Source organism: Arcticibacter pallidicorallinus (assembly GCF_003002875.1).
Lineage (GTDB): Bacteria > Bacteroidota > Bacteroidia > Sphingobacteriales > Sphingobacteriaceae > Arcticibacter > Arcticibacter pallidicorallinus.
The window spans coordinates 477,783-502,909 of sequence record NZ_PVTH01000001.1; the positions used below are offsets into that span (position 1 = coordinate 477,783).

23 protein-coding genes are annotated in these 25,127 nt (G+C 46.4%); 15 read left to right on the plus strand and 8 right to left on the minus strand.

From position 1 onward, the window contains the following. Positions 1-24 precede the first annotated feature (24 nt). From B0I27_RS01930 to B0I27_RS01945, 4 genes are read left to right on the plus strand one after another with little or no spacing between them, the layout of a single operon-like run. The gene (locus tag B0I27_RS01930; RefSeq protein ID WP_106290821.1) at positions 25-2,343 is read left to right on the plus strand and encodes a glycoside hydrolase family 65 protein; all 2,319 of its coding nucleotides are present in this window, start codon (positions 25-27) and stop codon (positions 2,341-2,343) included. Positions 2,344-2,371: 28 nt separating this feature from the next. Beyond that, positions 2,372-4,180: an alpha-amylase family protein gene (locus B0I27_RS01935; RefSeq protein ID WP_106290823.1), complete on the plus strand. Its 1,809-nt coding sequence runs from the start codon at positions 2,372-2,374 to the stop codon at positions 4,178-4,180. A gap of 17 nt (positions 4,181-4,197) precedes the next feature. Next, a complete protein-coding gene (locus B0I27_RS01940) occupies positions 4,198-5,547 on the plus strand; it encodes an MFS transporter (RefSeq protein WP_106290825.1) in 1,350 nt (449 codons plus the stop codon). A gap of 30 nt (positions 5,548-5,577) precedes the next feature. Next, positions 5,578-8,163: a DUF4961 domain-containing protein gene (locus tag B0I27_RS01945; RefSeq protein WP_106290827.1), complete on the plus strand. Its 2,586-nt coding sequence runs from the start codon at positions 5,578-5,580 to the stop codon at positions 8,161-8,163. Positions 8,164-8,252: 89 nt separating this feature from the next. Here the strand turns inward: B0I27_RS01945 and ychF are convergent, their stop codons facing one another. From ychF to B0I27_RS01965, 4 genes are all read right to left on the minus strand, one after another. Beyond that, positions 8,253-9,353, minus strand: coding sequence for a redox-regulated ATPase YchF (gene ychF, locus B0I27_RS01950; protein ID WP_106290829.1), 1,101 nt, complete (start codon positions 9,351-9,353; stop codon positions 8,253-8,255). Positions 9,354-9,392: 39 nt separating this feature from the next. Next, complete coding sequence (gene speB / locus B0I27_RS01955) at positions 9,393-10,280, minus strand: agmatinase (RefSeq protein WP_106290831.1); 888 nt, start codon at positions 10,278-10,280, stop codon at positions 9,393-9,395. A 130-nt stretch (positions 10,281-10,410) separates the two neighbouring features. Further along, entirely contained in the window at positions 10,411-10,734 is a 324-nt protein-coding gene (locus B0I27_RS01960) for a DUF3276 family protein (RefSeq protein ID WP_106290833.1), read from the minus strand. Between the two features lie 78 nt (positions 10,735-10,812). Then, on the minus strand, positions 10,813-12,606 hold the full coding sequence (locus B0I27_RS01965) for an ABC transporter ATP-binding protein (protein WP_106290835.1): 1,794 nt from the start codon (positions 12,604-12,606) through the stop codon (positions 10,813-10,815). 323 nt (positions 12,607-12,929) lie between these two features. Between B0I27_RS01965 and B0I27_RS01970 the strand changes: the two genes are divergently transcribed. The 8 genes from B0I27_RS01970 (at position 12,930) to B0I27_RS02005 (ending at position 18,938) form a co-directional block, all read left to right on the plus strand. Then, positions 12,930-14,018, plus strand: a complete 1,089-nt coding sequence (locus tag B0I27_RS01970) for a Glu/Leu/Phe/Val family dehydrogenase (protein WP_106290837.1) — start codon at positions 12,930-12,932, stop codon at positions 14,016-14,018. A gap of 70 nt (positions 14,019-14,088) precedes the next feature. Further along, complete coding sequence (nusB, locus tag B0I27_RS01975; RefSeq protein WP_106290839.1) at positions 14,089-15,036, plus strand: transcription antitermination factor NusB; 948 nt, start codon at positions 14,089-14,091, stop codon at positions 15,034-15,036. 7 nt (positions 15,037-15,043) lie between these two features. Beyond that, entirely contained in the window at positions 15,044-15,481 is a 438-nt protein-coding gene (locus B0I27_RS01980; protein WP_106290841.1) for a DUF1573 domain-containing protein, read from the plus strand. An 8-nt stretch (positions 15,482-15,489) separates the two neighbouring features. Continuing rightward, complete coding sequence (gene yajC, locus B0I27_RS01985; RefSeq protein WP_106290843.1) at positions 15,490-15,804, plus strand: preprotein translocase subunit YajC; 315 nt, start codon at positions 15,490-15,492, stop codon at positions 15,802-15,804. Positions 15,805-15,958: 154 nt separating this feature from the next. Beyond that, positions 15,959-16,816, plus strand: coding sequence for a hypothetical protein (locus B0I27_RS01990; RefSeq protein ID WP_181276651.1), 858 nt, complete (start codon positions 15,959-15,961; stop codon positions 16,814-16,816). 4 nt (positions 16,817-16,820) lie between these two features. Continuing rightward, on the plus strand, positions 16,821-17,426 hold the full coding sequence (gene coaE, locus B0I27_RS01995) for a dephospho-CoA kinase (RefSeq protein WP_106290847.1): 606 nt from the start codon (positions 16,821-16,823) through the stop codon (positions 17,424-17,426). Continuing rightward, positions 17,413-18,354, plus strand: coding sequence for an MBL fold metallo-hydrolase (locus tag B0I27_RS02000; RefSeq protein ID WP_106290849.1), 942 nt, complete (start codon positions 17,413-17,415; stop codon positions 18,352-18,354). The genes coaE and B0I27_RS02000 overlap by 14 nt, the downstream gene beginning before the upstream one ends. Before the next feature lie 134 nt (positions 18,355-18,488). Then, the gene (locus B0I27_RS02005; protein WP_106290851.1) at positions 18,489-18,938 is read left to right on the plus strand and encodes a MarR family winged helix-turn-helix transcriptional regulator; all 450 of its coding nucleotides are present in this window, start codon (positions 18,489-18,491) and stop codon (positions 18,936-18,938) included. Between the two features lie 5 nt (positions 18,939-18,943). On the opposite strand, the gene B0I27_RS02010 is transcribed toward B0I27_RS02005, so the two are convergent. Genes B0I27_RS02010 through B0I27_RS02020 form a run of 3 tightly spaced genes read right to left on the minus strand, consistent with a single transcriptional unit; the run spans position 18,944 to position 20,956 of the window. Continuing rightward, complete coding sequence (locus B0I27_RS02010) at positions 18,944-19,663, minus strand: ZIP family metal transporter (protein WP_106290853.1); 720 nt, start codon at positions 19,661-19,663, stop codon at positions 18,944-18,946. Continuing rightward, a complete protein-coding gene (locus B0I27_RS02015) occupies positions 19,645-20,226 on the minus strand; it encodes a phosphatase PAP2 family protein (protein WP_106290855.1) in 582 nt (193 codons plus the stop codon). The genes B0I27_RS02010 and B0I27_RS02015 overlap by 19 nt, the downstream gene beginning before the upstream one ends. Then, entirely contained in the window at positions 20,219-20,956 is a 738-nt protein-coding gene (locus tag B0I27_RS02020) for an SAM-dependent methyltransferase (protein ID WP_106290857.1), read from the minus strand. Before B0I27_RS02020 ends, B0I27_RS02015 begins: the two co-directional genes overlap by 8 nt. A gap of 117 nt (positions 20,957-21,073) precedes the next feature. On the opposite strand from B0I27_RS02020, the gene glmM reads away from it, so the two are divergent. The 3 genes from glmM (at position 21,074) to B0I27_RS17430 (ending at position 24,129) form a co-directional block, all read left to right on the plus strand. Next, positions 21,074-22,462 carry a phosphoglucosamine mutase gene (glmM, locus tag B0I27_RS02025; RefSeq protein ID WP_106290859.1) on the plus strand — a complete coding sequence of 463 codons (1,389 nt, stop codon included), beginning with the start codon at positions 21,074-21,076 and terminating at the stop codon, positions 22,460-22,462. Positions 22,463-22,474: 12 nt separating this feature from the next. Beyond that, a complete protein-coding gene (locus B0I27_RS02030; protein WP_106290861.1) occupies positions 22,475-23,599 on the plus strand; it encodes a cysteine desulfurase family protein in 1,125 nt (374 codons plus the stop codon). Between the two features lie 95 nt (positions 23,600-23,694). Beyond that, a complete protein-coding gene (locus B0I27_RS17430; RefSeq protein WP_106290863.1) occupies positions 23,695-24,129 on the plus strand; it encodes a hypothetical protein in 435 nt (144 codons plus the stop codon). 99 nt (positions 24,130-24,228) lie between these two features. Here B0I27_RS17430 and accD read toward each other — a convergent pair whose 3' ends face one another. Beyond that, entirely contained in the window at positions 24,229-25,074 is an 846-nt protein-coding gene (gene accD / locus B0I27_RS02040) for an acetyl-CoA carboxylase, carboxyltransferase subunit beta (protein ID WP_106290865.1), read from the minus strand. Positions 25,075-25,127 lie beyond the last annotated feature (53 nt).

The window sequence follows — 25,127 nt, forward strand, 5'->3', positions numbered from 1 at the left end:
CTGAATAATTTTTTTTCGAATAAAATGAAGAAGTATATCGTTGCTGACGAGTGGAATATCATAGAGGAAGGTTTTGATCCTCATTTAAATAAAATATCAGAAAGCATCTTCAGTCTGGGTAACGGGCGCATGGGGCAGAGGGCAAACTTTGAAGAGAACTATTCCGGCGAAACACTACAAGGGAACTACGTTGCCGGGATTTATTATCCCGACAAAACCCGCGTGGGATGGTGGAAGAACGGATACCCGGAATACTTTGCCAAAGTGCTCAATGCTGCCAATTGGATCGGGATAGACATACGGATTGGTGAAGAAACGCTCGACCTCTACACCGCTGAGGTGTCAAATTTTAAGCGGGTATTGAATATGAAAGAAGGCTACCTGGAACGCACCTTCACAGCTAAACTTCAAAGCGGCAAAATGCTTCAGGTTTGCGCAAAACGTTTCTGCAGTATCGTAGACGACGAAGCTGCCGCTATTCAATATTCCCTAAAAGCGCTGAACTTTGATGATGTACTTACCATCATTCCTTATATCGACGGGGATGTGCAGAATCAGGACTCTAACTATGACGAGAAGTTCTGGGATGAAGTCTATAAGGAAGTCAAAGGGGCGGATGCTTACCTGACGCTGCGGACGAAGAAAACAGCTTTTGATGTATGTACCGCTACCCGATTCAGCGTTGATACCGATCAGCATTATGATATCGAAGAGCTGATGAAGGAGAAGCATGTTGGCGCACGTCTTCAGATTAACATAAAAGCGGGAGAGGAGATCCGGATCTTCAAATATGCGGTCAACTTATCTTCTGAAAATTATCCTAAAGACCAGCTGCTGCAGGCAAGTAAAGATCTCTTAAACCGAGTATCAGCGAAAGGCTTTGACACAATGCTTCAGGAGCAGGCTTCTGCCTGGGCAGAGAAGTGGAAAGAAAGTGACATCATCATTAAAGGCGATGTCGAGGCTCAGCAGGGAATTCGCTTTAACATCTTCCAGCTCAACCAAACCTATACAGGCGAAGACGAGCGTCTCAATATCGGCCCGAAGGGCTTCACCGGGGAGAAATACGGAGGTTCAACATATTGGGATACGGAAGCGTATTGTGTGCCATTTTATCTGGCTACAGCCTCGCCCGATGTGACACGCAAGCTGCTGATTTATCGCTATAAGCATTTGCAGAAAGCCATTGAGAACGCGCAAAAGCTAGGCTTTAAAGACGGAGCAGCCTTATATCCGATGGTAACCATCAATGGAGAAGAATGCCATAATGAATGGGAGATCACTTTCGAAGAGATCCACAGAAACGGCGCCATTGCTTTTGCCATTTACAATTACATCCGCTATACTGGCGACCAGGAGTATCTCAGTGAATACGGACTCGAAGTTCTGGTCGGCATAGCACGGTTCTGGAGCCAAAGGGTTAACTGGAGTGAGGCCAGGAAGCAATATGTTATGCTTGGCGTCACCGGTCCGAATGAATACGAGAACAACGTCAATAATAACTGGTACACCAACACCATGGCTTGCTGGTGCATGAAATATGCGATCGAAGCACTTGACTATGTAAGCGGCACTCACTCTGATCGCTATACCGAGTTAACAACAAAGATGTCTTTCGATGCGCATAAAGAAATTCAGGCATGGAAGCATATTATCGACAACATGTACTACCCGCAGGATGAACAGCGCGGCGTATTCCTGCAGCAGGACGGCTTCCTCGATAAGGAGCTGATACCCGTTTCAGAACTCGATCCTTCAGACAGACCCTTAAACCAGAAGTGGAGCTGGGATCGCATTCTCCGTTCGGTTTACATCAAGCAGGCCGACGTTCTACAGGGCTTGTATCTTCTGGAGGATCAGTTCGACGAAGTTACCCTGCGCAGGAACTTCGACTTTTATGAGCCACTTACCGTACATGAGAGCTCGCTTTCGCCATGTGTCCACGCTATCCTGGCAGCAAAACTGGGTGATCAAAAGCGCGCCTATGAGTTCTACCTCCGTACATCGCGCCTCGATCTGGACGATTATAATAACGACACAGAAGATGGCCTCCATATCACTTCCATGGCAGGTACCTGGATGAGTGTAGTAGAAGGGTTTGCTGGGATGCGTGTGAGAGACGGACAATTACAGTTCCACCCGTTCCTTCCGGAGAAATGGCAGTCGTTCTCTTTTAATATTTTCTTCCGGGGGTCGGTGATCAACATCAACGTAGATAAAGATGGCGTATGCCTGAATAACCGCTCGGAGAAAGATATTACAATTCTTCTTTTCGGGAAACCAGTTTTTCTGGCCGGATCAAGCAGCGTGAATGTTGATAACCATTGTGCTGAATTTCAATAGATTTACTACTTAAATTAAATATTATTCGATGAAAGTTCACTTCCTGATAGCCCTGATCGCATCCATAGTCTGGATATCATGCGGTAATCGCGCGAAAAAGTCAGCTTCTACGACTACTGATTCGATAAATACTGCCCACAAGTCATCCGATAAGATCAATATTTATCAAATGATGGTTCGCTTATTTGGAAACAAGACCACTACCAATAAGCTCTACGGTTCGAAAGATGAAAACGGTGTTGGCAAGTTCAATGATATCAGCGACAGGGCACTGGAGGAGCTAAAAAAAATGAGTATCACGCACGTTTGGTACACCGGTATTATCGAACACGCTACGATGACTGATTATTCCGCGCAGGGTATTCTGGTCGATGATCCCGATATCGTAAAAGGTAGAGCCGGATCACCTTACGCCATTAGAGATTACTACGATGTGGCCCCCGATCTTGCCGTCGATGTGAAGAACAGGATGGCTGAATTTGAGTCCCTCGTCGAAAGAACGCATAAGCATGGTCTGAAGGTCATTATCGACTTTGTGCCCAATCACGTAGCGCGCACATACAACTCCGACGCCAAGCCGGCGGGTGTAAAAGACTTCGGCGAAACGGACGACGTCACCAAGGCATTTTCTCCCGTTAACGACTTCTACTACATTCCCGGAAAGGCCTTCGTGGTTCCTTCGGGTACTGATGCCGGGGGCAAAAACTTCAAAAGTCCCTTAAAGGACCTCCGGTTCAATGAGAATCCCGCCAAGGCTACGGGTAATAATGTGTTTAGTGCCAAGCCTAGTCTGGGCGACTGGTCCGAAACCATCAAACTCAACTACGGTGTTGACTATCAGAACAAGGAAAAGACTTATTTTGATCCGATTCCGCCCGTGTGGGTTAAGATGAAAGACATACTCGTGTTTTGGGCCGGCAAGAAGGTTGACGGTTTCAGATGTGATATGGCGGAGATGGTGCCTGTTGAGTTCTGGAACTGGGTAATTCCCCAGATCAAAGAAGTCAATCCTGAGATTATTTTCATAGCAGAGATTTATAACCCCAAGCAGTATGAAAAGTACATTCGCCAGGGTAAGTTCGATTATCTGTATGACAAAGTAGGTCTTTATGACGGCATAAAGCGTCTGATCAGGAACGAGCCGAAGGCAGACGTTCAAGATATCAGCCACGTGGTCAACGTAGAAAGCAAGGGTTTTTCGTCAAAAATGCTGCGCTTCCTGGAGAACCACGATGAAGAACGGATCGCATCCTCTGGCTTCGCCGGGGATCCCGCCTTTGCCAAACCGGGCATGGTGATCTCTGCTACGCTTTCCGGCGGACCGGTGATGATCTACTTCGGACAAGAAGTTGCTGAGCCCGGTAAGGGTATCGAAGGCTTCGGAGGGGATGATAACCGCACCACCATCTTCGACTACTGGGGCGTACCCGAACATCAGAAATGGATGAACAACGGCGCTTTCGACGGTGTTAAGTTAAGTCAGGAGCAACATGAATTACGCAAATTCTACAGCGATCTCCTACGTATATCGAAAGATACCGAAGCCATTGCAAACGGAGAAATCATGGAGCTGACCAAGCAGCCACAGTTCAACAACCGGATGTATGCTTTCGTACGCTATACAGGCAAAGAGCGCGTATTGGTTGTTGCTAACTTCGACCGCTCAAAGACCTTGAAAACCCACATCAATCTTCCGGAGAAGCTTCTAAAAGGAGTTAAGAAGGGTCAGATAGAAATACAGGATCTCCTGAAAAGGGAGAGCTTCAGCGTAGATCCGGCATCAGGCGGCATCCCAGTAGACCTGGGGCCGTCTGATGCTCTTGTTTACAAGTTTTAACTAACAAATCCTAAATTATGAGCACTGTTATAGACAAGCCGAAACTGTCTTTTTGGCAAATTTGGAACATGAGTTTCGGCTTCTTCGGAATCCAGTTCGGCTTTGCCCTCCAAAATGGAAACGCTTCACGAATCCTGCAAACCTACGGCGCAGACGTGGAACACTTATCACTTTTTTGGTTAGCAGCGCCTATAACGGGAATGATCATCCAGCCAATTATCGGCCATTACAGCGACCGCACCTGGACAAGATTAGGTCGCAGAAGACCATTTTTTCTCGTCGGTGCGATTCTTGCAGCGCTGGCTCTTATCTTGATGCCCAACTCCGCTGTGCTGGCGTATATGCTTCCTCCCATTATGGTGGGTGCCGGTATTCTTATGATCATGGATGCGTCTTTTAACGTGGCTATGGAGCCATTCCGGGCGCTCGTGGCGGACAATCTACCCAATAGTCAACATAGTGTAGGCTTCTCGGTTCAGACCTTCCTGATCGGTGCAGGTGCTGTTATAGGCTCCTGGCTTCCCTATATTTTCTCTGAATACATAGGAGTTTCCAAGATTGCAGGCGAAGGTCAGGTGCCAGATAACGTCGTTTACTCTTTTTATGTAGGTGCGGCGGTCTTACTCACAACATTGCTGTGGACCGTATTTACCACCAAAGAATATTCTCCGGAGGAGCATGCCCGCTTTCAGTCACACGAGCCTGCAGTCGAAGAGCAAAAGGGGATACTCAGTATTTTTACTGATTTCTCCAATATGCCCAAAACCATGAAGCAACTGGGATTAGTTCAGTTCTTTTCCTGGTTTGCGCTTTTTTCGATGTGGGTGTTCTCTACACCGGCAATCGCACAGCATGTTTACAAGGTTCTTCCGGGAGATACCTCATCTACACAATATGCCGACGCGGCCAACTGGGTAGGGATCTTGTTCGGAATTTACAACGGGGTGTCGGCAATCTACGCGCTTTGTCTGCCATCAATAGCCAGGATGACCAGCCGCAAGATCGCGCATGCGTTCTCGCTATGCGCAGGTGGCGCTGGACTGCTGTCCATCTACTTCATCGAGGATCCGCAGCTACTGATCTTTTCTATGATCGGGATAGGTCTGGCCTGGGGTAGTATCCTCGCGATGCCTTACGCTATCCTGTCGAGCTCCATTCCTGCCCGCAAAATGGGCGTGTACATGGGGATATTTAACTTCTTCATCACCTTCCCACAGATCGTTAATGGATTCTTCGGAGGAATGATTCTGAAGCAGGTGTTCGGCGGACAGGCTATTTATGCCCTGGTAATGGCGGGTGTACTGATGTTTTTAGCTGCCATTTCTGTGCTTTATGTACAAGATCAGGGTGAAAGACGCCGGCAATAATCGCCCTTTATCATATAACTAACCATACCTATGAAAAACATATTTATCTACATGCTTGTGCCGCTGTTTATCCTGTCGGCTTGCAAGAAAAAGGACATCGACGATGTCGACGTTCCGGTAGTCGAGGCCTCAGCGGGGCTAATAACCTGGTCGCCTGCTTTCCCTGACGGGGAAGATGCGGTTACCATTACTTTTGATGCTACAAAAGGGAACGCCGGGTTAAAAGACGCTTCCGGAGAGATCTATATGCATGCCGGGGTAATCACCGATAAAAGTACCGGCAGCTCAGACTGGAAGTATGTAAAAAGTAGCTCGTTCAATACAGCAGATCCCGCTGCGGTGATGACACCGCTCGGCAACAATCTATTTAAAATAAGCATCAGCCCGCGCTCTTTCTTTAAGGTTCCTGCGGGAGAAAAGATTCTGAAGTTGGCCCTTCTTTTCAGGAATGCAGATGGCAGTAGGGTAGGCCGAAACACCGACAACAGCGATATCTACCTGCCTGTCACCCAGCCAGGTGCTCTGGATATACGTTTTATCAATCCAGAGTTCTCACCGATGTACCAGCCCACACCAGCCGTACAGGTTAAGGAAATGGGGCAGGATCTGACGATCTCTGCATTAACCTCGCGGCAGGCAAACATCACCCTGTATTTCAACGGGACAGAGATTGCCACAGCTTCCAACGCTAGTTCCATCAGTGCGAAACAAAAGGTGGAGGGGACAGGCACTCAAACGGTCAAAGTGGTAGCTACCAATGCAGGCTCCACTGCCGAGTCATCCTTTACCTTCACCGTAAATGGAAGCGTCCAGGTTGCAGAGCTCCCTTCGGGGGCTAAAGAGGGCGTTACCTTCATCAACGGCGGTCGTTCGGCTATTTTTCACTTATATGCTCCGGGCAAGCAGTTTGCCTATGTGGCAGGCGATTTTAATGACTGGAAGTCTGAAGCCGCACAATTTATGAAACGGACGCCAGATGGCAAAAGCTGGTGGATACAGGTCGATAACCTGGATCCCGCAAAAGAATATGCCTACCAGTATTGGGTAGACGGATCGCTCAAAATTGCCGACCCCTATTCAGAAAAGATCCTTGACCCCTCGAACGACAGCTACATACCCTCAGCAGTATACCCGAATCTTAAGGCATACCCGCAGGGCAAAACTACCGGCAACGTGAGTGTTATACAAGGTGGAAGTACAAAGTACAGCTGGAAAAATAATACTTTCCAAAGGCCTGAAACGAAAGATCTGGTGATTTATGAACTGCATCTGCGCGATTTTCTGGGGGCGCATAGCTACAGCGCACTGAAAGATACGCTGAATTACCTGAGCCGCCTGGGTGTCAATGCCATCGAGCTGATGCCGGTTAAGGAGTTTGAAGGCAATTCCAGCTGGGGATACAACCCCTCATTCTTTTTTGCCGCAGATAAGTATTACGGTACAAAGGCAGCCCTGCAGCAACTCATAGATGAATGTCATTCCAGAGGAATGGCTGTGATTCTGGACATGGTGTTGAATCATGCATTCGGGCAATCGCCCATGGTGCAGCTCTACTTTGACCAGAGTGCCGGAAAGCCCTCTGCCAGCAGTCCCTGGTTCAATGCCGATCCAACACATCCGTTCAATGTAGGGTACGATTTCAACCACGAGAGTCCCGATACCAAACGCTTCGTGAAAAACGTCCTGAAGTTCTGGATAGAAGAGTATAAAGTAGACGGCTTCCGGTTCGATCTTTCCAAGGGCTTCACCCAAAAGAACTCCGGTACATCCGATGCTGCAGTTAATGCCTGGAGCGCTTATGATGCCAGCCGTGTTCAGATCTGGAAAGACTACAATAACTTCATCAAAACGATAGATCCTAAGTTCTATGTTATACTGGAGCACTTCGGCGCCGATGCGGAAGAAACCGAGTTAAGCAACGAAGGCATGATGCTCTGGAATAATCTGAACCATGCTTATAACGAAGGGACCATGGGTTATGTAAACAACTCAGACCTGTCGCGCGCTTTTTACGACAAGCACGGTTTTACGAAACCCTACAATCTCGTAACCTATATGGAGAGTCATGATGAAGAGCGGCTGATGTTCAAAAACCTCCAGTATGGCGGCTCTGCAGGTACTTACAGTACCAAGGATCTGGCAACGGCCCTCAAACGACAGGAGCTTGCTGCGGCCTTCTTCTTTACCATTCCCGGTCCGAAGATGATCTGGCAGTTCGGCGAGCTCGGTTACGATAAGTCAATTGATGAGAACGGGCGAACAGGGGAGAAGCCGATCCTCTGGCAGTACAACAACGATGCCCGGCGTAAGGTGCTTTATCGGGTCTATTCCAGACTGATCAACCTGAAGAAGAATAATGCAGTGTTCTCATCTACCGATTTCTCGTACAGCCTTACCGGGGCGGTAAAAACGATTACCCTGAAGAGCCCTTCGGTGAATGTGGTGGTTGTTGGAAACTTCGATCTGGTATCGAGACAGACCACCCTAACGTTCCCTGCGGGAGGTATGTGGTATGACCATTTCAGCGGCAGCCAGATAGACGTCTCTGGCAATTCGCTAACGCTGGATCTGAGTCCGGGGGAATATCATCTGTACAGCAGTGCTCCATTAAAATAGCGTAAGGTCATTCCAACGGACGACACAAAAGAAAAGGGCTTCAAGTTGACGAAAGATGAAGCCCTTTTATATTTTAAGCAGTCAGCGTCTTAAACGTTGAAGCGGAAGTGCATGATGTCGCCATCTGCAACAACATAGGTCTTACCCTCCACACTCAGTTTACCGGCTTCTTTACAAGCAGCCTCAGATTCATATTTAATGAAATCTTCGTACTTGATAACTTCCGCACGGATAAACCCTTTTTCAAAGTCACTGTGAATAACACCGGCAGCCTGTGGTGCAGTGAATCCCAGCGTGATGGTCCAGGCTCTAACTTCCTGCACACCTGCAGTAAAGTAGGTACCCAGGTTCAGCAGGCGGTATGCCGCACGGATCAACTGGCTAACGCCAGATTCCTGCAAGCCAAGATCATTCAGGAATTCCTGTCTCTCTTCATAGCTTTCCAGCTCAGCGATCTCCGACTCAATCTTCGCAGAAATGATCAGCACCTGCGCGTTCTCTTCTTTAACAGCCTCTTTTACGCGGTCTACGTATGCGTTTCCGTTTGTAACCGAGTTCTCGTCAACATTACAAACGTAAACTACCGGCTTTTCAGTCAGCAGGAACAAGTCTTCGATAAACACTCTGTCCTCTTCAGAAATCGGAGCGGTACGCACAGACTTACCCGATTCCAGGTGAGTCTTCACCACATTGCAAACCTCATAGGCCTTCTTTGCATCCTTGTCTCCACCGGTCTTCGCCATCTTCTCCACTTTCTGGATCTTCTTGCTTACCGCGTCAAGATCTTTAAGCTGAAGTTCGGTATCGATGATCTCTTTATCGCGGATGGGGTCTACAGAACCGTCAACATGAATCACATTGCCATCATCGAAGCAACGAAGCACGTGGATGATCGCATTGGTAGCACGAATATTTCCAAGGAACTGGTTTCCAAGTCCCTCGCCCTTGCTTGCCCCCTTAACCAGACCGGCGATATCTACGATCTCGATCGTATTCGGAACCACGCGGTTAGGGTTAACCAGTTCAGCCAGTTTCGTCAGACGCTCATCCGGAACTGTGATAACACCAACATTGGGTTCTATCGTACAGAAAGGGAAGTTGGCAGCCTGTGCTTTAGCATTCGATAAACAATTAAAAAGAGTTGATTTTCCAACGTTGGGTAAACCAACGATTCCGCATTGTAAAGCCATTTATATGTGTAAGTTGAATTTTAAATTTGGTGTAATTAATTATACAGTGGTTTGAAAGCGATAACCGATGAGCTTATAAGCCAGTTTCGCGAGCGTATATTCAGAAAGGATACTGCCTTCGATAGGGGCACATTCCACGATATCGAAACCGACAACGTTTCTTTCTTTGCACACCTGCTGCAGCAAGGCCAGTGTCTCCGTCCAGAACAAACCGTTGGGTTCTGCAGTACCCACCCCCGGCATGATCGAGGGGTCGAAGCCATCGGCGTCGATGGTGATATAGACATCGTTGTTCAGCGGGCCGATGATCTCATCTATCCATAAGGGGTTGTTCCGGATCTGATGAGCATAGAAGGTATGGATGTTTTCAGATGACTTGATCAGTTCAGCTTCTTCACGCGCTTGTGCGCGGATACCAGCCTGACAGATCGTTAGCCCCAAATCGTGAATACGTGCCATTACGCAGGCATGCGACAGCGGATTATCCTGATAGCTCTGGCGCAGGTCAGAATGGGCGTCAATCTGAAGGATGCTCAGGTTGCGGTATTTTTTAACGAAAGCCTTAACGATGCCATAGGTCACGGTATGCTCAGCTCCCAATGAAACTACAAATTTATCGTCTTTCAGGAAACGCCCGGTAGACTCCTCAATCAGGCTAATCGCCTGTTCGTTAACAACGCCCTCAAAAATCAGCGGATCTGCTGTGAAGATCCCTGTTTCTTCAACGATTTCGGTGTCGATCTCCTCATCGTAGCATTCTACAAAACCGGAGGCCGCAACAATAGCAGCCGGACCTTTGGCAGAGCCTGCGATATAAGATGAGGTGTACTCATAGGGGAGCTGCTGAATTACCACTTTACTGGTATCATAGGCAGTAAGAGCAGGATCAGAGAGTCCAAGGAAATGATTACCAGATGTAGCCTTCATGGTTTAAAAATAAGGGCAAAGATATAAAATATCAATCAGGGTAGTCTCTAAAAAAGAGAAACCCTACCGCAGGCGGTAGGGTTTCTCTTTTTAATCTCTTATAAAGGGATTTTAACGACCGTTAAGTTCGTTAAAATGTAAAATCATCCTCTGTTTTAGCAACTTCTACAGGTTGCTCGCTGAACTCATACTTTTTTTCTATAACATCCTGGTGAGCTTTGATATAGTCTACGGTGTCTTTCAGACCTTCTGCAAACTTCTCAAAATCTTCCTTGTACAAAAAGATCTTATGCTTAACAAAAACCCCATCCTCAAGGCGTTTTTTGCTCTCCGTAACCGTAATGTAATAGTCATTTGAACGTGTTGACTTTACATCAAAAAAATAGGTACGTTTCCCGGCTCTTACTTTCTTTGAAAAAACCTCTTCTCTCTCTTTGTTTTCAAAATCTCCCATGTTATAGTTAAAGTTTGGTTGCGGTAAATATAACGTATAAATATTTAAAGATCAAAATACAATTTATTACACAGATAATCACTTTTTTTCGGGCAGCTGGTCCTCCAAAAGCTGTTTTTCATACAGATATCGGTAAGGCCCGTCTGTTTCTAACAGTTCTTCATGATTTCCCTGCTCCACAATTTGTCCCTCATCAAACACCAGAATCTTATCAGCGTTTTTTATGGTAGATACGCGGTGTGAAATAAGGATGCTCGTTTTTCCCTGCAAATTAGTTCCCAGATTTCTCAGAATCTCTTCTTCTGTCTTCGTGTCGATCGCTGAAAGGCAATCATCCATAACGAGAACCTGCGGAGACTTAATCAGTGCTCTTGCGATGGAAACACGCTGTTTTTGTCCCCCCGAAAGCGTTACACCCCTTTCGCCAACCAGCGTTTCGAAGTCGTGTTCAAATTTCATGATATTGGCATATACTGCAGCATCTTTCGCCGCCTGATGCACTTTCGGCATGTCTGTAGACGCTTCGCCAAAGGCGATGTTATTTGCTATCGTATCTGAAAACAGGAAGACTTCCTGAGGAACAAAGCCCAGTTGACTCCGGTATTGCTTGAGATCCACATCCGGAAGGGGTACGCCGTCGATCAGTATGCTGCCTTCTGTAGGGTCGTACATCCGCATGATCAGATTAGCGATGGTCGATTTGCCCGACCCCGTTCTGCCCACTATGGCAACGAACTGACCCGGCTCCATGGTAAAGGACACATTATTCAGCGCCTTAATGCCCGTGTCCGGGTAGACAAAGGTGACGTTTCGGAATTCAATCTTTCCTTTGATCTGAAGCGGAGAGGATGTTTTGAAATGGATGTCTGAAGGTGTATGCAGGAATTCGTTGATCCTTTTCTGGGAAGCTGCGGCACGCTGAATCAGCGATGTGACCCATCCCAGCGACATCACCGGAAACGTCAGCTGGTTCACATACACTACAAACTCGGCAATATTACCTGCAGAAATGGAGCCGTCCATCACCTCCAGTCCGCCGATATAGATCGTTACAATCGTGCTAATACCAATCAGCAGCAGCAAAACCGGATAGAAGATTGCCTGCACCTGCACCAGAGCCAGCGACGTCTTTTTATAGGCCTCACTTTCTTCGGCAAACTTCCCGCGGATATCGTCTTCCCGCCCGTATGATTTGATCACCCGTATTCCGGAGAAGTTCTCCTGAGCAAAGCCGGATAAACGGGAAAGCTGTTTCTGGATCTGCTCACTCCTGGTGTTGATCATGGAGTGGACGTAGTAGATGATGATAGCCATTAATGGAAGTGGCAGCAGACTGAAAAAAGCCAGCTTTACACTCACGTTAACCATAGAAAAGATGATCAAAATGAAGAGTACGATCGTGTTGAGGCTGTACATGATAGCCGGCCCCACGTACATGCGAACCCGGCTGACGTCTTCGGTAGCCCTGTTCATCAGATCACCGGTGTCGTTTCTCCTGTAGAAGCTCATTGACAGATCCTGGTAGTGGGCGTATATTTCGTTCTTGAGATCGTATTCAATATGCCGCGACATAAGAATAATGGTTTGCCGCATAAAGAACAGGAAGAGCCCCCGAAGCAGGGCTAATGCCAGCACGAGCACACCGAAGAACAGCAGGCTGGAGCTGAATACCTCGTGAACGAGCTCTTGCCGTTCGAAACCGTCGAACAGCCGGTACACCCCGATGTTCTCGCTTACCAGGTCGAAAGCTATTTGTATGACCCTCGCCGGAAGTACGGCGAAGATGTTGGAAATGATCACGAAGATGATCCCCGGAAGCAGTCTCCAACGATATTTATAAAAGAATTTATTTAGATAGGCCAGATGTTTCATACCGCGTTCTACAAAAGTACATATTTACGGGACATCTCCTTTAATCCTGCCTGATACTGTCTTGTACAACCGGCCGGAAAACCCGGATCAGCTACGTGAGAGCGTCGCCATTTCTATGGGTTTTATCGAAGCTGGTACGACGTTGGTACGACTTTGGTTCGAGTTTGCCAGGGCGTTCATGAAACGCCCTGGCAACCCCGAAGACGGGCGGTGGGGAGTCTCACAAGCCCGGCGCTTCTCAGAAATTATGCGAACCAGCCATAAATTGCCGTGATTATCGCGAAAAATTACTACTTTTGGAGCCTTATTCCGCCCCAAAAAATATGTCTTTAAAGTCGTTTGAAGAAGGTTCTGTTTTTAATCAGCTAAGTAAGTCATCGCATCAGAACGTTGTTTTCTGTAGTGATGAGGATACAGGATTGAAGGCCATTATTGCCATCCATGATACCACATTAGGTCCCGCATTAGGTGGAACCAGGATGTGGACTTACAGCACAGAAGCAGATGCATTAAGTGATGTGCTTAGGCTATCACGCACGATGACATACAAAGCCGCTATCAGCGGACTTAATCTGGGCGGAGGTAACGCCGTCATTATTGGCGACAGCTCTACAGACAAAACGGAGGCTTTAATGCGTCGTTTTGGTCGTTTTATTAAGAATCTCAACGGAACCTTCATTACAGCGGAAGATTTGGGTACCAATACCAAGGATATGGAATATATCCGGATGGAGACCCAGTATGTAACCGGCGTACCTGAAACTTTAGGTGGAAGCGGTGATCCTTCGCCAATAGCTGCCAAAGGGGTGCTGATGGGTATAAAAGCCTGTATAAAGGAGCATTTCGGAAATGACAGCCTGGTGGGTCGGTCTATAGCCGTTCAGGGAATCGGTCAGGTAGGCGAGAATCTGGTTCATTTGCTTCGCGAAGAACATGCAAAAGTTTACGTCAGTGATATCAACGAGGATCGTTTGATGCGTGTAGCCGCCAAGTATGGTGCGCAGGCTGTTTCCAACAATAACCTGCTTGATTTTGAATTTGATGTTTATGCCCCTTGTGCTATGGGAGGTACGGTCAATTCGCAGACTATTCCCAAGATGAAGTGCGCGATTATTGCAGGTTCGGCAAACAACCAGCTGGCTGATGAGGATGTGCACGGAAGAATGCTTTTGGAAAAGGGTATCCTTTACGCACCGGATTATCTGATCAACGCCGGTGGGATGATCAACTGTTACTCTGAATTATCAGGTTACAGTCGCAAGCGTACCATGCAGCTTGCAGAGAATATTTATTCAGCAACGAGAAATGTATTGCAAAAGTCTGCCAGTGACCATATTCCGGCCATCAGGGCGGCAGATATCATTGCAGAGAAGCGTATCGCAGATATAAAGAAAATTAAAGGGTCTTACTAAATGAATTGATCCGCAATAGCGGAAGTTCGTCAGTAAGTCGGGTATATTTATTACAAATCGTTCTTATAACATGTTAAACAGAAGGCAGCTTAGAGTAAAAGTTTTACAGGTACTATATGCGTACAATTCCTCAGAAGACAAAGTAGTAAAGGTTTTCGAGAAAAAATTATTAGAGAGCGTGGATGAAGTGTACGAAATGTATATCCACTTGCTCGGTTTACTTGTTGATGTTGCCGACTATGTACTTGTTGACGCCGACGAACGTGCGAATAAGCACCGCCCATCCGAAAGCGATTTGAACGCCAATACCAAGCTCAATACCAATAAATTTATTCAGCTGCTGAGGGAGAACCCAGCCTTCCAGATCAACGCGAAGAAGTATTCTTTGGCGTCCAGCCTTGATCTTGAGGTGACCAAACAGATCTTCAACATCCTGAAAGATTCTGAAACTTACCAGAATTATCTCGAGAGTGAAGATACTTCGCTACGTGCCGAGAAAGACATCATTAAATATATCTACAAAAAGATCATTCGTGTAACGCCCGGGATTGAGCAGACCTTCGAAGAGAAGTTCATTAACTGGCCGGTAGACAAAGAGGTTCTGGAGGCTATGCTTGCCAAAACTTTCAGTAACTTCCAAAGTGAGGTTGCTACCGAAAATAAGCTCGCGCTGATCAGCTCTTCATGGTCTGAAGACCGCGAGTTTATCCTCGACCTCTTCTCGAGGGTGATTGCCTTTGACGAAGAGTTTCAACGGTTCATATCGGATAAGACAAAGAACTGGGATGCCGATCGTATCGCCATCATTGATATCCTGTTGATGAAGATGGCCATTGCGGAGCTGATTCACTTCCAGGGGATACCGGTTAAGGTAACCATGAACGAGTATATCGAAATCGCAAAAGAGTTCAGTACCCCTAAAAGTAATTTGTTTATTAATGGTATTTTAGACAAAATTTTAGCCGACCTTAAGGCCGCGGGTAAAATCCGCAAAGTGGGTCGGGGATTAATAGAATAAAATTTATATGAAAAAGCTTTTTATCACCGCCGTTGCGGGACTTGCAATTAGTTTATCTGCATGTAACAGCAACTCATCATCTAAAGTGAATTCACAGGACTCTGTTTCTGCTGATTCAGCGAGTGCAGCAACCATTGTTTTCGAAAGCCCGGTATATGATTTCGGTAAAGCAACAGACGGAGACAAGGTTTCTCACGACTTTAAATTTACGAATTCAGGCACAAGCCCGCTAATAATTACCAATGCTTCTGCGAGCTGTGGTTGTACAGTACCCGACTATCCGCGCGAGCCGATAGCACCTGGTGCGAGTGGAATCATCAAGGTTGTATTCGATACTTCAAATAAGGTGGGTATTCAAAATAAGCAGATTATTATTGCGTCTAACGCGGCAACACCTTCGACAGAACTGTTCATCAAGGGTGAAGTACAATCTTTAACTAAATAAATTTCAAAATGACAGTATCAATCTTACTACAAGCTGGCGGTGCGTCTCAGCTGATGAGCTTCTTGCCAATGGTGTTAATCATCATTGTATTCTACTTTTTCATGATCCGTCCGCAGATGAAGAAAGCAAAAGATCAGAAGAAGTTTATCGAAGAGCTGAAAAAGGGAGATAAAGTAATTACATCTGCTGGTATCCACGGCAGAATTGTTGATATGAACGAAACTTCTTTCTTAATCGAAGTGGAAAGTGGCGCTAAGATTCGCTTTGATAAGTCGGCAATTTCGCTTGACGCGTCTAAAGCGCTGAATGCCGTTAAAGCCTAGAAATTATGAATGCCGTCTTTTAAGACGGCATTCTGCTTATTAAGGGAAGTTTGTTATATCTTTATTCTTTATGCCCTTGATAACTCTGAATCGTATTGAAAGACGGCGTTTGACAGTGTTTATAAGCTGCTTGATTGTCGCATTTTCTACCTGGATGATGATCGCGTTATCGGGTAACTATATTTACAAGGTTGAATCCAAAGTCAACTATGTGGATCCGCCCGAAAACCGGGCATACCATCCGCTGCAAGACGATAGTGTGTCGTTGCAAATTGAGGGCTCAGGGTGGCAGTTGTTGTTTTCCAGACTACGTTTGCAGCCTACGGCTATCAATGTGAGCCTCAAGTCGCTTCAAACGCGTAGCTTCATCGTTTTCTCCAATCAACTGGGTGATATAAACAAGCAGTTTACTTCCAGTCAGAAAGTTATATCTGTTGTCCCCGATACCTTATTTTTCGATTTTTCTAAACGTTCTGTTAAGAAAATCCCCATCCGCTTGATGCATAATCTCAGTTTTGAGAATAATTACGGCATTTCGGGGCCTATCAGGATGACGCCAAACCACGTTATCGTCAATGGAGCAACCGAAGAACTGAAAAAGATTGATATCTGGCCTACAACTATGCTCACACGCAGCGATGTAAGTGCCCCTATTACCGCTAAAATAGGTTTTATGGAATCGAAAGCGAACAATATCGATGTGTTTCCATTGTCTGTTAAAGTGGAAATCCCGGTGGAGATGTTTACCGAAAAGATTATAGAGGTACCGGTAAAAATCCTGAACGCGGGCGGAAGGGAAGTGCAGGTGCTGCCCGAGCGGGTGGCGGTAACGGTATTGACTCCGCTTAGTCGCTACCCGGCTGTGAAAGTGGATTCATTTTCTGTCGCTATTGACCTGAAGGACAGGCCGACGGGTGGTTACTCGCAGCTCCCCGTATTGATGAGACGGCGCCCTCAGTTTATCAAGTTGGTGAAAGTCGATCCTCAGGTTGTCGACTTCTTTATAAAATAATCGGATGTTGAAAATTGGTATCACCGGTGGTATCGGTAGCGGCAAAACTACAGTATGCCGGATATTTGAGCTTTTAGGAGTTGCGGTATATTATGCAGATGTACGGGCGAAAATGCTGATGCAGACTGATCTTGAACTTATCGAAGGGATTAAGATGGCCTTTGGCAAGGAGGCTTATAATGGACTCGTGCTTAACCGGGCATTTTTGGGAGCTATCGTTTTTAATAATGCCGAACGACTTCAGCAGTTGAACGGACTGGTGCATCCGGCGGTTTTTCGGGACTTTGACACCTGGTCTTTGAAGCAAAAGGGATTATATGTGTTGAAGGAAGCAGCCATTCTTTTTGAAAGCGGCTCTTCGAAGGATTGTGCATATACGATACTGGTTAAGTCGCCGGTGGATCTCCGGACGTCTAGGGTCATGTTGCGCGACGGTATCAGCAAAGCGGATGTAATAAAGCGGATGGATAAGCAGATGAGCGATGAAGAGAAGGATAAACTGGCGAGCTTCGTGATTTTGAATGACGAGGTGCAGCTGGTGATACCGCAGGTTCTTGCCCTGCATAACCAGATAACTGATTTAGCATTGATAAATAATGATCATAGATGACTTTCTGGCTTTTAAAGAGTCGGGATTATATTGCAGGGTAGGAGACTTTTACCTCGACCCCAAGCTGCCGGTAAAAATGGCTGTTATCACCCATGCGCATGGAGATCACGCCTGCCCGGGCAATGAATTGGTCTACTGCACGAAGGCCACGGCGGCGATTATGCAGCTGCGGATAAGAAAGAATGCGGCGAAGCAATTCCACACCGTAGACTTTCATCAGCCTTTTTACATAGGTGGGGTGAAGATAACGCTGATTGCTGCAGGGCATATTCTGGGCTCGGCTCAGATATTGATGGAATATGAGGGTGTGAGGTATCTCTATACCGGCGACATCAAAATGCAGGACGACCCTACCTGTGAACGGATCGATACCGTGCAGGCGGATGTGCTGATTACGGAGACGACCTTTGCCAATCCGGAGGTAATTCATCCGGACCCTGTCGATGAAATCAGGAAGCTCAATGCCTCCGCTCACAATGTGCTGCTCGGTTCTTATTCGCTCGGAAAGAGCCAGCGACTCGTTCATCTAATAACTGAACATTGTCCGCAACGTTCGGTACTTTTGCACCATTCGATGGTGGGCATCACGAAAATATATGAAGATTTCGGGTTTAATCCGGGGAATTATGCCCCATATAACCGGAAATTAATGAAATACCCTGATAAGGGGTTTGTTTATATTGTTCCTCCTCTTACATTTGACTGTTATTTCAGAGCTAAGGGAGTATTGAGAGCTTTCGCCTCCGGATGGAAGCGTTTGCAGGCTCAGAACGATCTGTCGATCTATATATCCGATCATGCGGATTGGAACGATCTTTTGAAGTATATTGAGGCTGTAAGGCCTTCGGAAGTATGGACTCTTCATGGGGACGGTGAGCATCTGAGAAAGCATTTCGATGGTGTGATGCCGGTTAAATTATTAGTTTGATGTGGAAACATCATCATTAGTATTTTAATGAAGAAGGGTACATGGCTTTAACAGCTGGATGCCAGTTTACATTACCCATGAAATTGCGGACAATCAGATAAGCTAGAAAAGATTAACCGTTAATTTGAAGACAAATGGAATTAGAGAAGGAAATCCATCAGGTAAGATTTAAGAATGATTATCACAAGCTGGTGGTCAATATGATCTATTCTTATAGTTGGGTTACGGGGCTGGTAAAAGAACGCCTGAGCACTGAACAAGTAACATTGCAACAATATAACCTTTTACGGATACTGCGTGGCCAGTTTCCAAACCCTTCAACGATCAACCTGCTTAAGGAGCGGATGCTCGACAAAATGTCTGACGCTTCCCGTATTGTTGAAAGACTGGTACAGAAGGAGCTGGTGACACGTACGGTGAACGCTGCAGACAGAAGGGCTGTAGATATCCTGATCACCCAGAAAGGGCTCGATGTGCTTGCTTACCTGGATCCGGTAGTGACACCTGTTGATATTCTTAAGAACAACCTTACGGAAGATGAAGCCAGGCAGCTTAACGTGTTGCTGGATAAGCTGCGTGGGTAGAGGTGCTAATGGCTATGCATGAAGAAGCCTAACAGGGCGATAGCGGTGCCTCCGAGTACAGCCAGCAGCTTCTTCTTGTTGAAATGATGATCGACGCTTGACTCGAATAAAATGGTAGTAGAGATGTGCAGGAATATGCCGATAACTACAGCCATAATTCTATCGAAGTAGGCGTCGATATTGCCCATTGAACCGTTGCTGATCCCGTTGCTCAGGATGTATCCGAAGGGCGACATCAGCGAGAATAACACGATCATCGCAATAATCATGTTTTTGCTGATTTTATTTTGCATTAACACGCTGGCGAGCGCGAAGGCAGCCGGGATATGGTGCAGGGCAATACCAAACAGCAGTTCGTTTTGATGTCCCTGTGTAAGCGGCATACCTTCCAGAAAGGCATGAAGGCAGAGGCTGACCATGATTCCGTAAGGAAAATGGGGGTGGCTATGGGCGGAAGTATGCACGTGACCGTGTTCTATGCCGTCTGAAAACTGTTCAAGCACGATCTGAAACAGAAATCCTCCGAGTATGAACAATCCGATATTATGATCGTGGGCTTCGTAAACCTCCGGGATGAGGTGCAATACCGTTATGGCAAAGAGATAGGCCCCGCTAAAAGATAGCAGTAGCTTAATGCTTTTGGTATTCTCTTTCTTAAAAAAGAAGATGCTCATCCCTCCCACGAAGCAGCTTGCAAAGAGGACTATCAGCTTCCAGTATTCCATATTTGTTTCATGTAAAGGGTAAGGAAGGTTGAGCCGACAACATAGCCGACCAGGGATCCCAGAAGGGCGCCAACGGTTACGTCGACCGGAAAGTGTACACCTACATACACCTGAGCAAATGAGATGCTGAAGGCCCATCCCAGGGCCAGAATCGTGATGGGTTTCCAGCGGTGAGAAAAAACCACGATGAGAAATACCCCGATGGCGAAATGGTTGGTTGCATGGGATGAGGGAAAGCTAAACCCGCTTCCGCAATGTACCAGAGACCGAATCTCTTCCCTGAAACCTATTTCATTGCAAGGTCGCAGCCTTTCGAAGATCGGCTTAATCATAGAAGCGCTTACGAAGTCGCTGATGGCAAAGGTAATAAGCAGAAAAATGATGCATATCCAGCCGAACTTCTTGTAATGTCTTGCCAGAAAGACGATTAAAAAGAAGTAAAGCGGTATCCAGAAGAATCTGTTCCGGAGCAGGGGCATGATCCAATCGAAGAATGGATTGGCAAGCCCTTGGTTGATCCCAAGAAACGCCTGGTGGTCAAGTTGGTTTAGCTGCTCAATCATCTGCTTTTTTGCAAATAAATATTAGTCTGTCGGATGTGTTCTCTTCGTATTCTGACAATGAATAATCACCGTAATAATGAATTATTTCAAAGCCGCTGAGTTTGAATATTTTCTGGAAGTCGGTCAGTGAAAAAGCGACGACTTCTTCTTTGAACTCGTAATGATGGCCCTTGTCATCAAAGTTAATGGTTTTGATGACTTTGCCATTATCTACGTGCTTGGTTATATGAAAGCTGATGCCGTCGATTTTTTTGGTTGACTTGTTGGTGAGGTGGCTTAATATCTTGCTGCTGTTGAAATAGTCGAGTACAAGCAGGCCATCGGGTTTAAGTGATTTTCGGAATGCCTGAAGGGCCTTAACGTGATCGCTCTCTGATTCAAAGTAGCCAAAGCTGGTGAAGAGGTTCAGCGCTATGTCGAAATAGTTGATGTAGAGGAGGTGGCGCATATCATGCTCGTAAAAATGAAGCGTCTCATTTTCATAGCGTTTGGCGTAGGTAACGTTTGAGTGCGATAGGTCTATGCCTGTAACATCAAATCCTTTTTTGTTGAGGTAGATGGAATGTCTTCCTCTGCCGCTTGCAATGTCGAGGATCCGCGCATTGGGCTGGGGCGTCAGTCGCGAGCAAAGCTTATCGATAAAGAACTCGGCCTCAGAATCATTGTGCTGACTGTAAAGAATGTGATAGTATGGTGAGTTAAACCAACTCTGATACCATTTGTCGGGCATATCGTAGATATTTACAAAGTTGCAAACTTACATAAATTTTTATCTCTCACTAACAACGGTGGTAAAAGACCGCTGAGATTTTATTCTTATTTTTGACGCTCATTTAAAAATCTAAACGTGACTCTTATAAAATCAATTTCAGGAATCAGAGGTACTATCGGCGGCAAGTCCGGAGATGGTCTTACCCCTGTAGATATATTAAAGTTTACGGCCGCTTATGGCAAATGGATAGCTGCGAAGACAGGTAAAAAGAAGATTGTTATTGGCAGAGATGCCCGTATTTCCGGTGAAATGGTTCGTAACCTCATCGCGGGTACCCTGCAGAGTATAGGAATGGACGTTATTGATCTGGGCCTTTCTACCACACCTACAGTGGAGGTAGCGGTTCCTTTAGAGCGTGCAGGTGGCGGTATCATCATTACAGCCAGCCATAATCCAAAACAGTGGAACGCACTGAAATTGCTTAATGCTTCGGGCGAATTTATCAATGATACCGAGGGTAAGGAAGTTCTGGAGTTGGCGGAAACCATGGATGATCTTGATTTTGCGGGAGTAGATCATCTGGGATCTATCAAGATGGACAATAGTTATATGCAAAAGCATATTGATATGATCCTTGCTTTGCCTCTGGTGAATGTGGAGCTGATCAGAAAAGCGAAGTTCAAGATTGCTATTGACTGTGTTAACTCTTCAGGGGGTATCTTCGTCCCGGCTTTATTGCGTGCTTTGGGAGTGCAAGCGATCCATGAGTTGTATTGTACCCCGGACGGGCATTTTCCTCATAATCCGGAGCCTTTGCCGGAGAATCTGGTAGCGCTTTCGCAGGAGGTAGTGGCTAAGAGGGCAGATCTGGGTATTGCGGTTGATCCGGATGTGGATCGTTTGTGCTTTATATGCGAGGATGGCTCTGTGTTTGGTGAGGAGTACACGCTGGTAGCGGTCTCGGATTATGTTTTGAAGAAGCAGGGAGGCAATACGGTATCGAACCTCTCTTCTACGAGAGCATTGAGGGACGTAACCGAAAAAGCCGGCTTTACTTACCAGGCTGCGGCAGTGGGAGAGGTGAACGTGGTGAACAAGATGAAGGAGACTAACGCGGTGATAGGTGGTGAGGGTAACGGTGGAGTGATCTTCCCTGAGCTGCATTACGGCCGGGATGCGCTCGTTGGAATCGCTTTGTTTTTGACTCACCTGGCTGAATCTGGTCAAAAAGTGTCTGCCATGCGGGCGTCTTATCCGAACTACTTCATCTCGAAAAACAAGATGACGTTGAGAGAGGGTATGGACATTGATGCGCTGTTAAAGCAGGTGCAGGATAAGTATATCAATCAGCCGCATTCGACTATAGATGGCTTGAAGATTGAGTTCGATAGCGAGTGGGTTCACTTGAGAAAGTCGAATACAGAACCGATCATCAGAATATACTCTGAATCTACTTCAGAAGAAAACGCAAATGCCCTGGCAACAAGGCTGATTGCGGATATGAATGCAATTTTAAGTGCTTAATTATACGATATAATGCGGGTGTATTTAGATAATGCCGCGACCACTCCGCTTGACGCTGAGGTGTTGAGGGAGATGACTTTGGTGATGGAAAGTTGCTTCGGCAATCCTTCATCCATTCATGGTCACGGCAGAGAGGCGAGATCGCTTTTGGAGAAGTCGCGGAAAACAGTTGCAGGTTTGCTGCATGCTGCGCCTTCGGAGATTTTTTTTACTTCAGGTGGTACGGAAGCGGATAATACGGCTATCCGGTCGGGCATTTCGAGCTATGGTATCAAACATGCTGTTACGGCAAAGACGGAGCATCATGCGGTATTGCACACCCTGGAGGACCTGGAGAAACAGGGACAGATCAGGCTGAGCTATGTAAACATTGATAGTAAGGGAAATGTTGACCTTGCCCATCTGGAGGAGCTCATAGCTCAGGAAAGGAGCTTTGTGTCGCTTATGCACGCGAACAATGAGCTGGGTACCCTGACGGATATTGAGGCGGTAGGGGAGATCTGTGAAAGGCATGGAGCCCTGTTTCATTGCGATACGGTTCAAACGATGGGACATTATCCTCACGATGTTGAGAAGCTGAAAGTGCATTTCCTGGTATGTGCGGCGCATAAACTGCATGGACCGAAGGGAACCGGGTTTTTATATATCAATCATCGGGTGAAGATTGCTCCAATGATCAGTGGTGGCGCCCAGGAGCGGAATATGCGCGGCGGTACGGAGAATATATACGGCATCGCCGGTATGGCGAAGGCTCTGGAGATTGCGTACCGGGATATGGATGAGCATCATCAGCACATCCAGGGTATCAAGTCTTACATGAAAGAACAGCTGGAGACCATACCGGGTGTTACCTTTAATGGTGAAACCGATCCTTCGTCGAGCTTATATACGGTGTTGAATGCGTCTTTTCCGGAGATGGAAATGGCTGATATGCTGTTGTTTAATCTCGATATTTCGGGGATATCGGTATCGGGTGGCAGTGCCTGCAGTTCAGGTACGAGTATTGGCTCCCACGTATTGGAAGCGATCGGAGTAAGTGCCGACAGGCCAGCGATCCGGTTCTCGTTCAGTAAGTTCACGACAAGGGAAGAAATTGATTTCACGATCATCAAGCTTAAGGAGGCCCTGGGGGTGTAATCCCGGACGGCTTTTGTAATATTTCTTGTTTCCTCAAACAATGTACCTGTATGCGATTGTTAGTAAGGGTGTTAAACCTTTAAACTCATTTACGTATGGAACTATTTGAAGAAAAGTATCAGGAAAGAGAGCGAATAGCAGAGACCTATTCCGGCCCTGAAGACGAAGATGATATAGCACCTCTTGACGATGAAGATGATAGCGACATTGATCTCGACGCTGATGAAATAGATGATGATGATGACATCGTTGCCCGTGATATTGATCCCGAAGATGACGATGATGATCTGATTGCAGATGATGACCTTATTGAGGATGATGATTTTGCGGATGACGATGACATCATTCTTGACGACGATGATGATGAGGAAGACCTTGTATTGGATGATGACGATGAGTCGACCACGGAAACCAATGCACCTCAGCACCTCAATTCGCCTAATACAGGATTTTCGTCGCGGGTAGAATCCCGCCGCTCCGGCCCTATAGTAGGGCATGAGCCAGGAACAGGACCAGGAGGCGATCTTTAAGGTTGTTCGCTAGAAAGATTTATTTACTAAAACGCCCCGTTTGCAAGCTGCAGACGGGGCGTTTTATTTAGTGGGCAGGCATTCCTACCGGGTAAATCATTAGTTATTCATCAGTGAGATGAAGTTTGAAATCTTGTTTTTCATTTCTCTCCTGTCTACGATGAAGTCGAGGAAGCCATGCTCGAGTACAAACTCGGAGGTCTGGAATCCTTTAGGAAGATCTTTTTTAATGGTTTCCTTGATGACGCGGGGCCCGGCGAATCCGATAAGCGCTTCCGGTTCTGCGATATTAATATCACCCAGCATGGCATAAGATGCCGTAACGCCTCCGGTAGTAGGATCTGTTAAGAGCGAAATGTAAGGGATCTTTGCTCTGCTCAACAATGCGAGTTTAGCAGAGGTTTTAGCCATCTGCATCAGCGAAAAGGCTGCTTCCATCATTCGCGCACCACCTGATTTGGAGATCATCAGAAAAGGGATCTTATTCTCGATGCAGTAGTCAATAGACCTTCCGATCTTCTCGCCTACAACTGAACCCATGGATCCGCCAATAAAGTTGAAATCCATACAGGCAATCACAAGTTCCTGTCCGTCTATCTTACCATGCGCGGCGCGGATAGCATCTTTAAGGCCTGTTTTGGCGTTGCTATCTTTTATCCTATCGGTATATTTTTTAGTATCTGTAAAGTTTAACGGGTCTCCTGACATCAGGTTAGGGGAAAGCTCCGTGAATTCGTTATCGTCAAACAGTACGGAAAAGTATTCTGCTGAACCGATCCGTAAATGGTAGTTACAGTAGTGACACACGTACTTATTTTCTACCTGTTCAGCATAATGAAGGGGTTTCTTGCACTGCGGACATTTATTCCAAATGCCATCGGGTGCCTCCTTCTTATCCTGAGTAGATGTTATAATTCCTTTTTTATCTCTTTTGAACCAAGCCATGTCTTATGGAATAAGCTTGCAAAGAAACGAAATTTTAAGAAAAGAACTTCGAT

Excerpts from the sequence above, each read along its gene's own strand:
- B0I27_RS01930 (WP_106290821.1), top strand. The coding sequence starts at position 25 with ATGAAGAAGTATATCGTTGCTGACGAGTGGAATATCATAGAGGAAGGT.
- B0I27_RS01935 (WP_106290823.1), top strand. The coding sequence starts at position 2,372 with ATGAAAGTTCACTTCCTGATAGCCCTGATCGCATCCATAGTCTGGATA.
- B0I27_RS01940 (WP_106290825.1), top strand. The coding sequence starts at position 4,198 with ATGAGCACTGTTATAGACAAGCCGAAACTGTCTTTTTGGCAAATTTGG.
- B0I27_RS01945 (WP_106290827.1), top strand. The coding sequence starts at position 5,578 with ATGAAAAACATATTTATCTACATGCTTGTGCCGCTGTTTATCCTGTCG.
- ychF (WP_106290829.1), bottom strand. The coding sequence starts at position 9,353 with ATGGCTTTACAATGCGGAATCGTTGGTTTACCCAACGTTGGAAAATCA.
- speB (WP_106290831.1), bottom strand. The coding sequence starts at position 10,280 with ATGAAGGCTACATCTGGTAATCATTTCCTTGGACTCTCTGATCCTGCT.
- B0I27_RS01960 (WP_106290833.1), bottom strand. The coding sequence starts at position 10,734 with ATGGGAGATTTTGAAAACAAAGAGAGAGAAGAGGTTTTTTCAAAGAAA.
- B0I27_RS01965 (WP_106290835.1), bottom strand. The coding sequence starts at position 12,606 with ATGAAACATCTGGCCTATCTAAATAAATTCTTTTATAAATATCGTTGG.
- B0I27_RS01970 (WP_106290837.1), top strand. The coding sequence starts at position 12,930 with ATGTCTTTAAAGTCGTTTGAAGAAGGTTCTGTTTTTAATCAGCTAAGT.
- nusB (WP_106290839.1), top strand. The coding sequence starts at position 14,089 with ATGTTAAACAGAAGGCAGCTTAGAGTAAAAGTTTTACAGGTACTATAT.
- B0I27_RS01980 (WP_106290841.1), top strand. The coding sequence starts at position 15,044 with ATGAAAAAGCTTTTTATCACCGCCGTTGCGGGACTTGCAATTAGTTTA.
- yajC (WP_106290843.1), top strand. The coding sequence starts at position 15,490 with ATGACAGTATCAATCTTACTACAAGCTGGCGGTGCGTCTCAGCTGATG.
- B0I27_RS01990 (WP_181276651.1), top strand. The coding sequence starts at position 15,959 with ATGATGATCGCGTTATCGGGTAACTATATTTACAAGGTTGAATCCAAA.
- coaE (WP_106290847.1), top strand. The coding sequence starts at position 16,821 with ATGTTGAAAATTGGTATCACCGGTGGTATCGGTAGCGGCAAAACTACA.
- B0I27_RS02000 (WP_106290849.1), top strand. The coding sequence starts at position 17,413 with ATGATCATAGATGACTTTCTGGCTTTTAAAGAGTCGGGATTATATTGC.
- B0I27_RS02005 (WP_106290851.1), top strand. The coding sequence starts at position 18,489 with ATGGAATTAGAGAAGGAAATCCATCAGGTAAGATTTAAGAATGATTAT.
- B0I27_RS02010 (WP_106290853.1), bottom strand. The coding sequence starts at position 19,663 with ATGGAATACTGGAAGCTGATAGTCCTCTTTGCAAGCTGCTTCGTGGGA.
- B0I27_RS02015 (WP_106290855.1), bottom strand. The coding sequence starts at position 20,226 with ATGATTGAGCAGCTAAACCAACTTGACCACCAGGCGTTTCTTGGGATC.
- B0I27_RS02020 (WP_106290857.1), bottom strand. The coding sequence starts at position 20,956 with ATGCCCGACAAATGGTATCAGAGTTGGTTTAACTCACCATACTATCAC.
- B0I27_RS02030 (WP_106290861.1), top strand. The coding sequence starts at position 22,475 with ATGCGGGTGTATTTAGATAATGCCGCGACCACTCCGCTTGACGCTGAG.
- B0I27_RS17430 (WP_106290863.1), top strand. The coding sequence starts at position 23,695 with ATGGAACTATTTGAAGAAAAGTATCAGGAAAGAGAGCGAATAGCAGAG.
- accD (WP_106290865.1), bottom strand. The coding sequence starts at position 25,074 with ATGGCTTGGTTCAAAAGAGATAAAAAAGGAATTATAACATCTACTCAG.